The following is a 12,665-nucleotide window of genomic DNA, read 5'->3' on the forward strand; positions in this document are numbered from 1 at the left end:
ACCGCCTCTACCTTTAGCTTCTCAGCCAGCGTTCTAAATTCCGTGCCGCGACGGCTTCCTTGAGTGTGGCCGTCAGCGTCGACGCCTCAACTTTGGCTCGCGCCGCCGCCGTGATTAACAACGGCGTGTGCGAGGCAAACGCGAGTTGCTGCACTGACACTTTCGCCCGCAGGTGCTCCATCGTGTCGTGCCACTCCGCAAACGAGAGATCACACAGGAGATTCGTGAACTTCGGCGCGAGTTTCAGTAACTCCGGACGCATCAATCCACTCGCGAGCACGGGCAATCCGCGATGCCGTTTCAACAATGCGGCCAGATCATCGGCCGGCACCGGCTTCAAATTCATCCCGTGATATTCGTGCCGGTCGTCAATCAACCGCATTTGCACAATCAGCTTCAACCCGCGCACGCCCAGCTCTTCGATCAACTCGTCCACACTCTTCGCCGAGAGCGCGTAGTTGTGATAATTCGGCAGCAGGCGCACCGCGCGCACGCGTTCGTCGGAAGCACAAATCGCCACCTCATCGAACCAATTCGCGAGGGAAGGATTAATCACGGGCACCGGTTCTAGCCCTTTCACCCCGAGTGTCGTCGCGAGCAACGCGCGATTCGCCGGCCCCGGCTCGGGCGCGAGGACTGCATCGAGCGGCGACACGAGCGCGCGCGCGATACCGTGTTTCGTGAGATGGGTTTTCAGCGAGCGTGCCGAGTGCGCGTCGCAAAACGCGAACGGCCAGCGTCCGATCCAAGTGTTGGCGTCGAAAGTGTTCATTTTAAATGCGGTTTTTTTGACCCGGATTACACGGATGCCACGGATCCAATCATCGGTTCGGGCATATCCATGCCATCCGTGGTTAAAATCTGCTTTGCTTGAATCATGGCAAACGCAGGAGCGAATGAGCGTTGTCGTGAAGAATTTTTTTCTGATCGGCAGCACTTAGCCGCGAACCCGTCACCCGCGCAATCGCCACGCCGAAATCGCGAATCGGCACGTCAGAACCGTAGAGCACTCGCTCGACGCCAAGTTGTTCGACCGCATATTCAACGAGACCCGCCTCAGGCGCGGCGCCCGAGGTGTCGACCCACACATTTGGACAATCACGCACGGCAAGCACCCCGCGCACGCCGCAACCCGTGAGGTGCGCCATGATGATGCGCACGTTTGGAAACCGTTTCGCGAGCGTCGCGACGTCCTCGGGATCGGTGTGGAAGCTGCGTTCGTTGATCTTTGTCATGCTCCACGCGTGTTGCAGCACCACGAGGTCGCGCGCTTCGGCTTCTTCCATCAACGGACGCATGCAGTCATCGGCGGCGTTGTTCGCGATCTCCAATTTTAAACCGCGAAAGCCCATTGCCGCACAGCGCGCGATTTCCTCGCGCGTCACGGCATCACCGAGCGTCGGATTCAAATGACAGAAACCCGTCACGTAACCCGGATACTCGCCCATCAACCACGCGGTCTCGTCGTTGATTTTCCGAATCCCGGCCGCATGCGGCGATTTCCCAAAGGCCAGCACGTCACCCAGCACCACCACGTGGACGATGCCACGGTCTTGGGCGCGCTGAATCAGCTGCGCAGCTCCTGCGCGACCGCGTTTATCGTGACGCAGAATCGGGTGAGTGTGAACATCGATGACTCGCATGAAATTTCAGAGGGTTTGCGCTTGGCTTTAAGTGCGCGCATCAGACGGAATACTTCGCACAAGCACCCGCAGGTGAACACAAAAACCGCTGAAATTTCATGACCGCATCTCTTCAAACTGACCGCGAAATCGAATGGCTGCTTTCCACGCCCACCCAAGGGGCCATCGAAACGGTCGCCCGCCTCACTGGCGATTGCATGGTGCTCGGCGTCGGCGGCAAGATGGGCACGACGACCGCCGTGATGCTGCGTCGCGCCCTGGATGCCGCAGGAAAAAAAGATACGGTCGTCACCGGCGTGTCGCGCTTCAGCCGCGCCGAAGCCCGCGCCGACCTTGAGGCGCTCGGCGTGCGCACCCTTTCCTGTGACTTGGCCAACGAAGCCCAAGTTAACGCCCTGCCCCTCGTGGCCAACGTGCTCTATCTTGCCGGTCAGAAATTCGGCACGGACAGCGCGCCCGAAGTCACCTGGATTCAAAACACGCTCGTGCCCGCCTTCGTCGCGCAGCGTTTCCGCGATTCGCGCATCGTCGTATTTTCCACCGGCTGCGTTTATCCGTTTGTTTCTGTCACCGGTTCGGGCGCGAGCGAGAGCGAACCCGTCGCTTTTCTCGGCGAATACGCCAGCACCTGCGTCGGGCGCGAACGCGTGTTCACGCATTTCTCGAAAGAGTTCGGCACGCCGCAACTGATGTATCGCCTCAACTACGCCGTCGAACTCCGTTACGGTGTGCTCGTGGATATCGCGACGAAAGTCCTCCGCGGCGAGCCGGTCGATGCGACGATGGGTTACCTGAATTGCATCTGGCAAGGCGACGCCTGCGCGCGCGCCATCCAATGCCTCGAACACACCGCGAGCCCGCCGAAATTACTCAACATCACCGGCCCAGAAAAACTCAGCATCCGCGCGCTCGCCGAAGAATTCGGCCGTCGCCTCCAACGCACGCCGATCATCACGGGCAATGAAGCGCCAGCCGCGTGGCTTTCGGACGCGAGCGAATCGATGCATTTATTCGGCGCCCCCGAAATGCCGCTCGCTAAAATGATCGACCTCGTCGCCGCCCACGTCAGCTCCGGCGGCGCGCTCCTCGGCAAGCCCACCCATTTCGAGGCCCGCGACGGCAAATTCTGACGTCCCGAATTAATCGAAATATTTTTCAATCACTGATTTCACGGATAACACAGATCAACCCACAGCACTCCTTCATTCGTGTCTCTTCGTGTTCATTCGTGGTTAAAGCGCAGGTAGTTTAATCTGTGTTTGTCCGCGTCCATCTCTGGTTAAAAAATTCGTCTCCCCTCCCATGAATCTCCGCCAACATTTTCTCGCCGGTCAGGTGATGCCCGCGCATCCACTGGCGCTCGATCGCAACCGCAAGTTCTCCGAAAAACACCAGCGCGCGCTCACGCGTTACCAACTCGCCTCCGGCGTGGGGGGCCTTGCGGTCGCAGTGCACTCCACGCAGTTCGAAATTCGCGAGCCGCAACACGGACTCCTGCGCCCTGTGCTCGAACTCGCCGCCGAAACCGCACGTGTCGAGCTCGCCGCTTCGCCGCGCGACGTCGCGCTCATCGCCGGCATCTGCGGAAAGACGCCGCAAGCCACCGCCGAAGCGGAACTCGCCAAATCATTCGGCTATCACGCCGGACTCGTCAGCATGGCCGCGTTTAAAACTGAGCCAGAGTCAGAGATCATCGCGCACATCCGCGCCATCGGGCAGATCATTCCGGTCGTTGGCTTTTATCTGCAACCCGCGGTCGGCGGACGCGTTTTCAGTTACGCGTTCTGGCGCCAGTTCGCAGAAATTCCCGAAGTCATCGCGATCAAGATCGCGCCCTTCAATCGCTACCAGACGATCGACGTCGTGCGCGCCATCACGGCGGCAGGCCGCGATGATCTCGCGCTCTACACGGGCAACGACGACACGATTGTCACTGATTTGCTCACGCCGTTTGTGTTCGCACAGGATGGCCGCGTCGTCACGCGCCGCATTATCGGCGGGTTGCTCGGGCATTGGGGCGTGTGGACGCACGCGGCCGTTAACCTGTTCCAACGAATTAAAATCGCCCGCGAGAAATCCTCGGTCGACGCCTCGTGGTTCTCGCTCGCGAACGCCGTGACGGACATGAACGCGGCGCTCTTCGACTCCGCGAACAAGTTTCACGGCTGCATCCCCGGCATTCTTGAGGTGTTGCGCCGTCAGGGCTTGATCGAGACGAACTACTGCCTAAATCCGCACGAAGTCCTCTCGCCCGGTCAAGCCGAGGAACTCACCCGCGTGTGCGCCGCCTATCCGGAATTGATCGACGACGATTTTGTTGCACAACACCGCGACCACTGGCTCCGTTAAGGCATGCCCGAGTTGCCCATTCCCCAGACTGCCGAAGCACTCCTCGCTCAACTTGTCTCGTTCGAGACGGTAAACCAGAGCTTCGGTGGGCCGGCCGGGGGAGAACAACGCCTCGCTGCGCAGATCGAACAACTCGCGGCCCACTGGGGCTTGAAGGCGCGCCGCTGTCCGGTTGCGAATGGCGAATTCAACCTGCTAGTCACGTGCGAAGTCTCGCCCGAAGCGGAATGGCTGTTGTTCGAAAGTCACCTCGATACTGTAAGTCTCGATGGCATGAGCGTGCCACCGCTCGAACTCACGATCAAAGATGGCCGCCTCCACGGGCGCGGCGCGTGCGACACAAAAGGCACCGGCGCGTCGATGCTGTGGGCGATCAAGGAATACGCCCGCACGGGCGGCGGCACGCGCAACGTCGGCATCGTGTTCTCCATCGACGAAGAAGCTCGCATGGAAGGCGCACAGGCGTTCGCCAAAAACGAGCTCAAAGAATTTCTGCCGAAACTGCGCGGCATCATCGTGGGCGAACCCACACTCTTGCGTCCCGTCGTCGCACACAACGGCGCGTTGCGCTGGCGCACGATCACGCGCGGCGTCGCCGCGCACTCGGCTGACCCAACCAAAGGCAAATCTGCAATCAGCGCCATGGTGCGCGTGATCGACGCGCTCGAGTCGAAATTCATCCCGCTCGCGAATAAACCCTTTCCCCTCACCGGCAAAGCCGCCGCCAGCATCAACGTCATTCGCGGCGGTGCGGCCGCGAACATTATTCCCGAGTATTGCGAAATCGTCTGTGACCGCCGCCTCGTGCCCGGCGAAACGGCAACGGAAGTTCTCGCCGAACGCGACGCCGCGCTCGCCGGGCTCACGGTGGAACACGACGGCGAATACCTCGCTCCGCCGCTGCCGCCCGCGAATTCGGAAAGGCTCCACGCATTCATTTCGCCTGCACTGGTGGCCGCCGGCCTCGACGCTTCGCAAGTCGGCGCGCCTTACGCGACCAACGCCAGTCACTACGCCGCCGCGGGTGCGCAAGTCCTCGTGATCGGCCCCGGCAGCATCGCGCAGGCGCACACACACGACGAGTGGCTCGACCGGAAAACGTTCGCGCAAGCGGTGGAGCTTTACGGCGCGTTCCTGCGGCTGCCTTAACATCGGGGATGCCTCCTATGGTCGCACAAGGAAGTCGCTCTATTGTGCCGCCCGCTGGCTCGTGGTTAATTGGGGCTAACCCAAAATCGCCATGAACTCCCACTCCACAACTCCGTTCTCAGCTAATCTCTCTCACGACGAAATCGCCAAACGTGCCTACGATATCTGGGAAGCGTGCGGGCGTCCCGCCGACAAGGAACACGAGCACTGGACCCGCGCGGAACGCGAACTCTCGAAGGATCGCCAGCAAGCCGACGAATGTCGCAGCAGCTTCGGTGACAAGTGCCGCTGAACTTCGCGATTACTCCGCCGTCGCTTCGGGTCCGCGATAGAGAAAGGTAATGAGTTTAGTGCGCACCCAACCCGTCTGGCCGTTGGAGAATTTCAAGCGACTCCACGTCAGAAACTGGCCCTCCACTTTCGCCAGCGATCCCGCCGGCAACGCCGACGTTTTCTGGCCCGTATCGGCTTCGGTCGGCACCGTGGCGAGCAAAGTCGATTGAGAAATCACGGCGATGTCGCGATCCGCAAGTTCACCGTAGATTCGCAGGCTGCCCCACGCCGCAATGCCGCCCCCCAGCGCGAGCACTGCCACCGCTACGCCGCTCCAACGCAGCACTTTCGTTTTGCCCGCGAACGCCGCCCACGCGACCACTCCGAGCGCGAGCGCGAAAATTACCGACGCGCTCAGCGCCACGCCACCCCACGCCGCCGGGGAAAACAGTCGGGCTATTTTCGCGGAGCCCGTGCCGTGTGATAATTCAGCGAGAAACGGATGATCAATGCCCGCGCGATCCATGCTGAGTTGCAACTGCCAGCGAATCGCCGGCGACGTCGGATCGAGGACAAACGCGGCCAGCGCCTGCGCGGCGGACTCCGACCAGCGATCTTGTTGCGCGGTCGCGAGCGCGAGATTGTAGCGCAGCACGGCATTCGTCGGTTGGGCCGCCGAGGCGGTGTTCCAGTTTTTTTCCGCCGCCGCGAAATCCCCCGCGCGATACGCATTAGTGCCAGCATCGGCGCGCATTGATGCAGGCAGTGCCAGCATCAACGCAATGAGCGCGATCGCAGGAAAAAGATTCCTCCGCATGAACAACGCGGCCAGCGGCACGTCAGGCAGTTTCGCCACTTTCTCCGCCTCACGCGCCCGCTGAACCCACGTCGCGGGCAACGCCGTCGCCTGTCCGTAAATCACCTGGTTCGCCTCGCGCCACAACTGCGCCCACGCGCCACCATCCGCGCCCCAGCAGGCTTCGGGAATCGCGAGCGAGATTTGCTTGGGGGTGGGCATCGCCGTCGTCACGCCGCCAAGTTTTGCTACGGCTTTTTGCCATTCGTGCAGATGAAAACGCAACGTGTCGGGCGAAGCTGCCGGGGCTTTTTCCACCGCGCTGATTTCGTCCCCGATTTTATTGTGCGCCGCGCGCCGTGCATGCAATGAGTCGGTCAACCAACGGCGTTTCGCCGCCAGCGAAAACCAGTAAACGAGAAATAGAAGCGGCGCGATGAGGCAGCTCATCAACAACGCTCTCTGCGACCAAGGCTGGCCGCCCATGGCACTGCCGGCGAGCGGATCGAGCGGGAGTTGCGGCGGCGCACTGGGCACGCGCACGCGCTCCGTGGTTGCACTCCCGTTGGCCGCGTTGGCCACGACTCCACCCGGGCCGGCCGGGGCGACGTTGAGCGTGAGCGTTTCCGAGGTGAGCATCTGAAATTTGCCTTCCTTCGGGTTGAAATAAACAAAGCGAATCGGGCCCAGTTGATACGCGCCGGTTTTCGTCGGCACGAGCAGCAGCTCTTCAGTGAGTTCGCCGTCGAATAAAAGGCCGGCTTTCAGCGTTTGTTTCAGCGTTGGCTTAACGTAATCAAAATCTTTCGAGACCACGCGTCCCGGCAGTGAACGAATCTCCGGCCAGTTGCCGGTGCCGGAGAGCGTCACCGTCCACGTCACCGCTTCGCCGACGCGTCCGGACGTCGCGCCGAGTTTCGACACGAGCGTGAATTCGCCCACCGCTCCCGCAAACGCGGTCGGCGCGGGCGCAGGTAACGGTTGAAAGGTCAGCGTTGGCGTCGCGCTTTTGAGCGTAAACGTGTCCCATTCATTCTGGTTGCCGAACGTGCTCTCATTAATGCGCGAGAGCATCGTGACGCCCTGCGTGCCAGTGGGAATTTTCACGCTGCCGGCTTGCGTGGAATACGCGCGCGTCGTCTGGACAATCGTAAACTTGCCTTGCGCTTCGGTGGACGTGGCGCGCGGCCAGTCCTCGGCGTTCACTGGCCCGGTCGGCCACGCATAGGCCCCGGTCAGCGCCTGGAAATACCGTTTATCGACCGTAATCGTATGCGTCAGCGGAAAGATTTCGCCCTGCCAGTAGCTCCGCGCGGGGGTCGTGACGATGGAACGCGCAATGGTGTCGACCGTCTGAGGCGTCACGAGCGGCTGATTCGTGGGCAGCGCGGCTTGGGCCAACACGACGCTGGCGGCGCCAAGACTGAAAAAGAAAAAAAGTTTACGCATGGGAATCACCACTCAGGACCTTCACGAAATGCACTGGCGTCGTTGCCTTCCAACATCTGGAAAAGTTTCGCGGGCGTGTCCTGCGCACGAACCAGCGCGAGCCGTTGCAGCGGCAACACGAGTTCCGGGTGCGCTTCGATCTCGTGCTCTTCCTCGTGATTATGCCCGCCGATCACGTGCGAATCCGCCGGCGGGGGCGGCGGCTCATCGAACATCGCTGTGGTCGCTTTCTTCTCCTCGCCCATCGCCCCGAATGCGGCGTTTTGGCCGATCTTCTTTTTCAAGTCGTCCAACGCTTGCTGCGCGGCGGGATCGCTCGGCACGCCGCCACTGCCCTTGCCGTTCGTCTGCATGTCGTGGTCGGGATCAAACCCCGTAGCGAGATCACTCTTACCGGCAGCGTCGGCCACGACGGTTTTCCAAGGCGTTGAATTCGCTTCGCGCATCGCGTTGAGCTCTTTGCGAAACCGCGCCCAGTCGCCGCCCTCGGGAGCGATTTTTTCTCCGCGATTGGCCGCGACGAGCGCGTCCTCGATCACCGAATTCGGAAAACGCTGCCGAGCCTTCAAATGATTCTCCGCGAACGCCATCATATCGATCACGAGCGCGGCATAGTCGTCGCTGCTGGCGTTGGGGTTCGCCAAAATTTCGGTAATGCGCCGGCCGACCATGCTGCCAATGCGCGTCATCGGCGTGGGCTTATCCGGATCGTCATCCTGCGCCTCCTGCTCGGCCAGATCGCTCGAAACCGGCTCGGGGTCATGCGCCCATAACACGGGCTGACACACCGTGACCGTCATCACCAGCGCAAGGGCGGTCGCCGCGGCGCGACCGCCGGCCACGTTCGCCAGCGACGGCGCGAAATTACGGCGCGCCATGCGGCGTTGCGAAGGCCGCACGGGAAGTTCGCGACAAAAACTCAGCCATAGCAACACGAGGCCGGGAATCAGCGTCCAACGAAAACGCTCGACGAGCAGGTGATCATCTTTGCGCAGCACCGTTTTCTTTTTCTCGCCGAGTTCGAGGCGACGAATGGTTTCCGTGAGAGTGAGCCAGGTGTTTGCCTCGAGGTATTGGCCTTTCGTTTCCGTCGCCATCGTTTGCAACGTCGCGGAACGAAACCGCGTGATCACCTCCAGGCCCGTCGCCGGATCGCGCATGGCGAGTTCGTCCGCGCCCGGAATCACCGCGCCGGTCACGGTGCCGATGCCCGCGCTCACAATGCGAATGCCGCGCTCACGATACTGCGCGAGCAACGGTTTCCAGTTTTCGTTAAATGCTTCGCCATCGCTGAGCACGACGAGGTAGCGGTTCACCCCGTCGAGCGACGAAAACGATTCGAGCGCGGTGCGCAGCATCGCGGCGAAATCGCTGCCGCTGCGCGGAAACGCCGTCGGCGATAATCCCGGAAGCAGCGTGGAAATCGTCTCGTAATCCTCGCTCAGCGGAATCTGCAGGTAGGCGCTGCTCGAGAAGAGCACGAGTCCGGCGTGTTCGCCCGCGAGCTTATCGAGCAAACCGCGCGTGAGGAGTTTGGCGTGCTCGAGGCGTGATGGGCGCACGTCGCGCGCCAGCATGCTGCGTGAAAGATCGAGGGCGATGAGCACTTCGCGCGGCGTCTGGTCCACCGGCACGTCCGCCGGGCCATAACGCGGTTGCGCGAACGCGATAATCAACAGCGCGAGCCCCGACCACAGAAACCAACGCGGGCGCGGTTTCTCCGACGGCGTGTGCAAATCGATCGCATGCCGACTCGCCCACAGGCGATTTACCCGCGGCCAGATCGCCGCCATCGTGCCTTGGCGAAACAAGTCCACCAACGCGAGCAGCGCCGGAATCACGAGCAAGCAGAGTAACCAGGGATTGCCAAAGTTCATGCAGACGCCTCCTTTTTCCACGGGGTGTAAGCGACGAGTCCGGACGCCGTAAGCGCAATGAAGCCGGCGCACAAAAACCACGGAAACAAATCCCGCGCGCGCATCACCCGGACTTGGAAACCGTGTTTTTCCGCACCGTCGATGGACTTAAATGCTTCGGCGATCGTCTCGGTGTTGTCCGCGCGAAAATATTTTCCGCCCGTGTGCTCCGCGATCTCTTTCAACGCGTCTTCGTCGATATCGGTGAGGATGCGACGGTAGCCGCTGATTTTTCCCGACTCGTCGAAAATCGGATAAGGCGCTGTGCCCGCGCGGCCCGCCGCAATCGTGTAAACGGGAATCCCGCGCGTCTCGGCAATCTCCGTCGCCTGCGCGGGTTTCAACGTGCCTTTATTATTGGAGCCGTCCGTGAGGAGCACGATGAACGCGCTTTCGCGTTTGCCGGTTTGGTCGGCTTGGTTGCGCTCGAGTCGCGTCAGAGCCACGCCCAAGCCGTCACCGATCGCGGTGCCGTCTTCCATGATGCCGACTTTCAATTTCTCGGTGAGCTTCGCGAGCCACTCGTGGTCGAACGTCAGCGGTGCAATCGTGTAAGCCTTGCCTGCAAACACCACGAGGCCGACGCGGTCACTCGGACGATTATTAATAAACGCTTTGATGACCGGCTTGATCGCTTGCAGGCGATTCAGGCGCACGCCGTCTTGTTCAAAATCTTCCGCGAGCATCGAGCCGGACAAATCGATCGCCAGCATGATGTCGTAACCTTCCTGCCGCGTCTCGTTGCGCATTTCCATTTTCTGCGGACGCGCCAGCCCGAGCGTGAGGAGCAACAAGCCCAGCACCATCAATAACGCCGGCACGCGCGACGCCGGCACGAGCACGGGCCGCCACCACGCCGATGCGTAAGGCACGACGAGCGCCGGCAACCGCCGCCGCCAGCGCAGCCAAATCCCAAGCGGCACGAGCAGCCCCGCCAGCAACCACCACGGACTCTGGAGTGAAAAGTCGTTCATGGCTCAGCGGGTGCGCAGGCGCATGTGCCCGTGGAAAAAACGCGCGAGCGCATCGAGCGCGGGCTCGTCCGGCGTGAGCACCATGCGGCTGAGCGGGCTCGGGAAAAGGCGTTTGAAACTCGCGTCACGTTCCGCGCGCCACGACGCGTGGCCGTCGAGATGCGCGCGCGATTTCGGATCGAGCACGACGAGTTGCTGGCTCGCCGGATCGTAAACCGTGAGTGGCTTGCCGTCAGGCAACGCGCGTTCCCACGGATCTTCGACCCGGAAACCGATCGGCTGATAACGTTGCCGAGTGACGAGCCAGCCTTCGGGATTTTTTTCGCGCGGCGGAAAATCGCCGAGCCACACGAGGATGCTGTTCGCCGGCACCGCGCGGGAAACGAACTTCCATGGCGCGGCAATCGGCCGGTCGTCGTCGAGCGCCGGCGCGGGCCGCGCGATGAACTCCGCGGCGGTTTGCATGATCAACTTATGCCCGCGCACCGGATGAAATAATTTATAGCCGCCCGGCTGCGCGTGGATGATGCCGACGTGGTCGCGGTTCTGCGACGCGAGCATCATGAGTAAGCCGGCGATTTCCATCAGCGCGTCGCGCTTCGTGCGATTGCCCGAGCCGAATTGCAGCGCGAGCGAATCTTCGAAAATAATCAGCACCGTGAGTTCGCGTTCCTCGACGAATTTTTTCCGGTAGGGCTCGCCGAGTTTCGCGGTGACGTTCCAGTCAATGTCGCGGATGTCGTCGCCGAATTCGTAGCGCACGACCTGGTCGAATTCCATGCCGCGTCCGCGAAACACGGAGCGATATTCGCCGATCAACGTGTTTTGCACCGCGTGCTGCACTTTCCATTCGAGCCGGCGCAACATGCCCAGCGCGCTGGCCACGGAATTTTTCTTGCGGGGCGCAGCCGCCGTTGCCGCAGGCTCTTTGGATGCAAAAATGGGCACGGAAAATTAAGCCGCTTTGATGGCGCCGGTGGGCAGCGGTTGTTTCTCCAAAATCTGACGTAACAATTTCTCCGCGGTCACTTCTTCCGCCTCCGCTTCGTAAGTGAGGCCGATGCGGTGGCGCAACGCGTCCACGAACACTTCTTGAATATGTTCGGGCGAAACATGGTCCATGTCGCGCAACCACGCGAGCGCCTTGCCCGCTTGGTAAAGCGCCAGACACGCGCGCGGCGACGCGCCGAAATTCAGCGGACGCAGCTGGCCTTCCGGCACGGGTTTCGCGAGGTCGCGCGTCGCGCGCACGAGCGTGAGAATGTAAGCTTTGATCGCGGGCGAAACGTAAACCTTGTCCACGATCTTGCGAAGTTCGAGGAGTTGTTCACCGCTCGACACGGCGGAAATCACCGGCTGTTCCGTGATCTGACCCCAGCGATCCATCATCGTGGTTTCGTCTTCGAACGACGGATAATCCACGACGAGCTTGAATAAAAACCGGTCCATCTGCGCTTCGGGCAACGGATACGTGCCGTCTTGCTCAACGGGATTCTGCGTCGCCATTACGAAGAACGGTTTCGGCAACGCGTAGGTTTGTCCGCCGATCGTGACTTGTTTTTCCTGCATCGCTTCGAGCAGCGCGGATTGCACCTTCGCCGGCGCACGGTTGATTTCGTCGGCAAGCACGAGGTTGGCGAAGATCGGGCCTTTGTGCGCAGAGAACTCGCCGGTCTTCGGCTGGAAGATCATCGTGCCGACGACGTCGCTCGGCAGCAGATCAGGCGTGAATTGAATACGGTCGACCTTGACGCCCATCGCAGAGCCGAGCGATTTGATCAGCAGGGTTTTTGCGAGGCCGGGCATGCCTTCGAGCAACACGTGACCGCCGGTGAGCAGCGCGAGAAACATCCGCTCGATGGTTTCATGTTGGCCGAGAATGGATTTCCCAATTTCGGTGCGGAGCGAGGCGGCCCAAGTTTGTCCTGAAATCATAATGAAGGGATTCGGATGAAAGAATATCTAGTGACGAAAAATTAGAAGCATGGTTTCGGCCAATGTCAGGCCAAGCACCTGTCATGATGACTCCAAGCATTAAAATTAAGGGCCTACCCTTAGTGTTTCGGCACGTTTGGTGCAAATTTGCAGTCGCTATGATTCATCTCGAATCAAAGTG

Annotated in this window: 11 protein-coding genes; 4 read left to right on the forward strand and 7 right to left on the reverse strand. The window is 61.0% G+C overall.

Features of this window, described 5'->3' with window-relative positions:
• Nucleotides 1-13: 13 nt before the first annotated feature.
• Together ACRRQW_RS03275 and ACRRQW_RS03280 are read right to left on the reverse strand one after the other, a co-directional pair.
• The gene (locus ACRRQW_RS03275) at nt 14-772 is read right to left on the reverse strand and encodes a hypothetical protein (protein ID WP_438479826.1); all 759 of its coding nucleotides are present in this window, start codon (nt 770-772) and stop codon (nt 14-16) included.
• Between the two features lie 103 nt (nt 773-875).
• Complete coding sequence (locus ACRRQW_RS03280) at nt 876-1,643, reverse strand: amidohydrolase family protein (protein ID WP_438479827.1); 768 nt, start codon at nt 1,641-1,643, stop codon at nt 876-878.
• 98 nt (nt 1,644-1,741) lie between these two features.
• On the opposite strand from ACRRQW_RS03280, the gene ACRRQW_RS03285 reads away from it, so the two are divergent.
• The 4 genes from ACRRQW_RS03285 (at nt 1,742) to ACRRQW_RS03300 (ending at nt 5,433) form a co-directional block, all read left to right on the forward strand.
• Nucleotides 1,742-2,773, forward strand: coding sequence for an NAD-dependent epimerase/dehydratase family protein (locus ACRRQW_RS03285; protein ID WP_438479828.1), 1,032 nt, complete (start codon nt 1,742-1,744; stop codon nt 2,771-2,773).
• Between the two features lie 172 nt (nt 2,774-2,945).
• Nucleotides 2,946-3,992, forward strand: a complete 1,047-nt coding sequence (locus ACRRQW_RS03290; RefSeq protein ID WP_438479829.1) for a dihydrodipicolinate synthase family protein — start codon at nt 2,946-2,948, stop codon at nt 3,990-3,992.
• 3 nt (nt 3,993-3,995) lie between these two features.
• Nucleotides 3,996-5,141 carry a M20 family metallopeptidase gene (locus tag ACRRQW_RS03295; RefSeq protein ID WP_438479830.1) on the forward strand — a complete coding sequence of 382 codons (1,146 nt, stop codon included), beginning with the start codon at nt 3,996-3,998 and terminating at the stop codon, nt 5,139-5,141.
• Nucleotides 5,142-5,232: 91 nt separating this feature from the next.
• Nucleotides 5,233-5,433 carry a DUF2934 domain-containing protein gene (locus ACRRQW_RS03300; RefSeq protein WP_438479831.1) on the forward strand — a complete coding sequence of 67 codons (201 nt, stop codon included), beginning with the start codon at nt 5,233-5,235 and terminating at the stop codon, nt 5,431-5,433.
• 9 nt (nt 5,434-5,442) lie between these two features.
• On the opposite strand, the gene ACRRQW_RS03305 is transcribed toward ACRRQW_RS03300, so the two are convergent.
• The 5 genes from ACRRQW_RS03305 to ACRRQW_RS03325 are packed head-to-tail and all read right to left on the reverse strand — an operon-like array spanning nt 5,443 to nt 12,484.
• Nucleotides 5,443-7,659, reverse strand: a complete 2,217-nt coding sequence (locus ACRRQW_RS03305; RefSeq protein ID WP_438479832.1) for a BatD family protein — start codon at nt 7,657-7,659, stop codon at nt 5,443-5,445.
• A gap of 5 nt (nt 7,660-7,664) precedes the next feature.
• Nucleotides 7,665-9,536, reverse strand: a complete 1,872-nt coding sequence (locus ACRRQW_RS03310) for a VWA domain-containing protein (RefSeq protein WP_438479833.1) — start codon at nt 9,534-9,536, stop codon at nt 7,665-7,667.
• Nucleotides 9,533-10,549 (reverse strand): VWA domain-containing protein, encoded by a 1,017-nt coding sequence (locus ACRRQW_RS03315; RefSeq protein ID WP_438479834.1) that lies wholly within the window; start codon nt 10,547-10,549, stop codon nt 9,533-9,535. Before ACRRQW_RS03315 ends, ACRRQW_RS03310 begins: the two co-directional genes overlap by 4 nt.
• Before the next feature lie 3 nt (nt 10,550-10,552).
• A complete protein-coding gene (locus ACRRQW_RS03320) occupies nt 10,553-11,497 on the reverse strand; it encodes a DUF58 domain-containing protein (RefSeq protein ID WP_438479835.1) in 945 nt (314 codons plus the stop codon).
• 6 nt (nt 11,498-11,503) lie between these two features.
• Complete coding sequence (locus ACRRQW_RS03325) at nt 11,504-12,484, reverse strand: AAA family ATPase (RefSeq protein ID WP_438479836.1); 981 nt, start codon at nt 12,482-12,484, stop codon at nt 11,504-11,506.
• Nucleotides 12,485-12,665 lie beyond the last annotated feature (181 nt).

The organism is Oleiharenicola lentus, assembly GCF_051660365.1.
Classification (GTDB): domain Bacteria; phylum Verrucomicrobiota; class Verrucomicrobiia; order Opitutales; family Opitutaceae; genus Lacunisphaera; species Lacunisphaera lenta_A.

Coding starts and splice junctions, on each gene's coding strand:
- ACRRQW_RS03275 (WP_438479826.1), bottom strand. CDS start 772: ATGAACACTTTCGACGCCAACACTTGGATCGGACGCTGGCCGTTCGCG.
- ACRRQW_RS03280 (WP_438479827.1), bottom strand. CDS start 1,643: ATGCGAGTCATCGATGTTCACACTCACCCGATTCTGCGTCACGATAAA.
- ACRRQW_RS03285 (WP_438479828.1), top strand. CDS start 1,742: ATGACCGCATCTCTTCAAACTGACCGCGAAATCGAATGGCTGCTTTCC.
- ACRRQW_RS03290 (WP_438479829.1), top strand. CDS start 2,946: ATGAATCTCCGCCAACATTTTCTCGCCGGTCAGGTGATGCCCGCGCAT.
- ACRRQW_RS03295 (WP_438479830.1), top strand. CDS start 3,996: ATGCCCGAGTTGCCCATTCCCCAGACTGCCGAAGCACTCCTCGCTCAA.
- ACRRQW_RS03300 (WP_438479831.1), top strand. CDS start 5,233: ATGAACTCCCACTCCACAACTCCGTTCTCAGCTAATCTCTCTCACGAC.
- ACRRQW_RS03305 (WP_438479832.1), bottom strand. CDS start 7,659: ATGCGTAAACTTTTTTTCTTTTTCAGTCTTGGCGCCGCCAGCGTCGTG.
- ACRRQW_RS03310 (WP_438479833.1), bottom strand. CDS start 9,536: ATGAACTTTGGCAATCCCTGGTTACTCTGCTTGCTCGTGATTCCGGCG.
- ACRRQW_RS03315 (WP_438479834.1), bottom strand. CDS start 10,549: ATGAACGACTTTTCACTCCAGAGTCCGTGGTGGTTGCTGGCGGGGCTG.
- ACRRQW_RS03325 (WP_438479836.1), bottom strand. CDS start 12,484: ATGATTTCAGGACAAACTTGGGCCGCCTCGCTCCGCACCGAAATTGGG.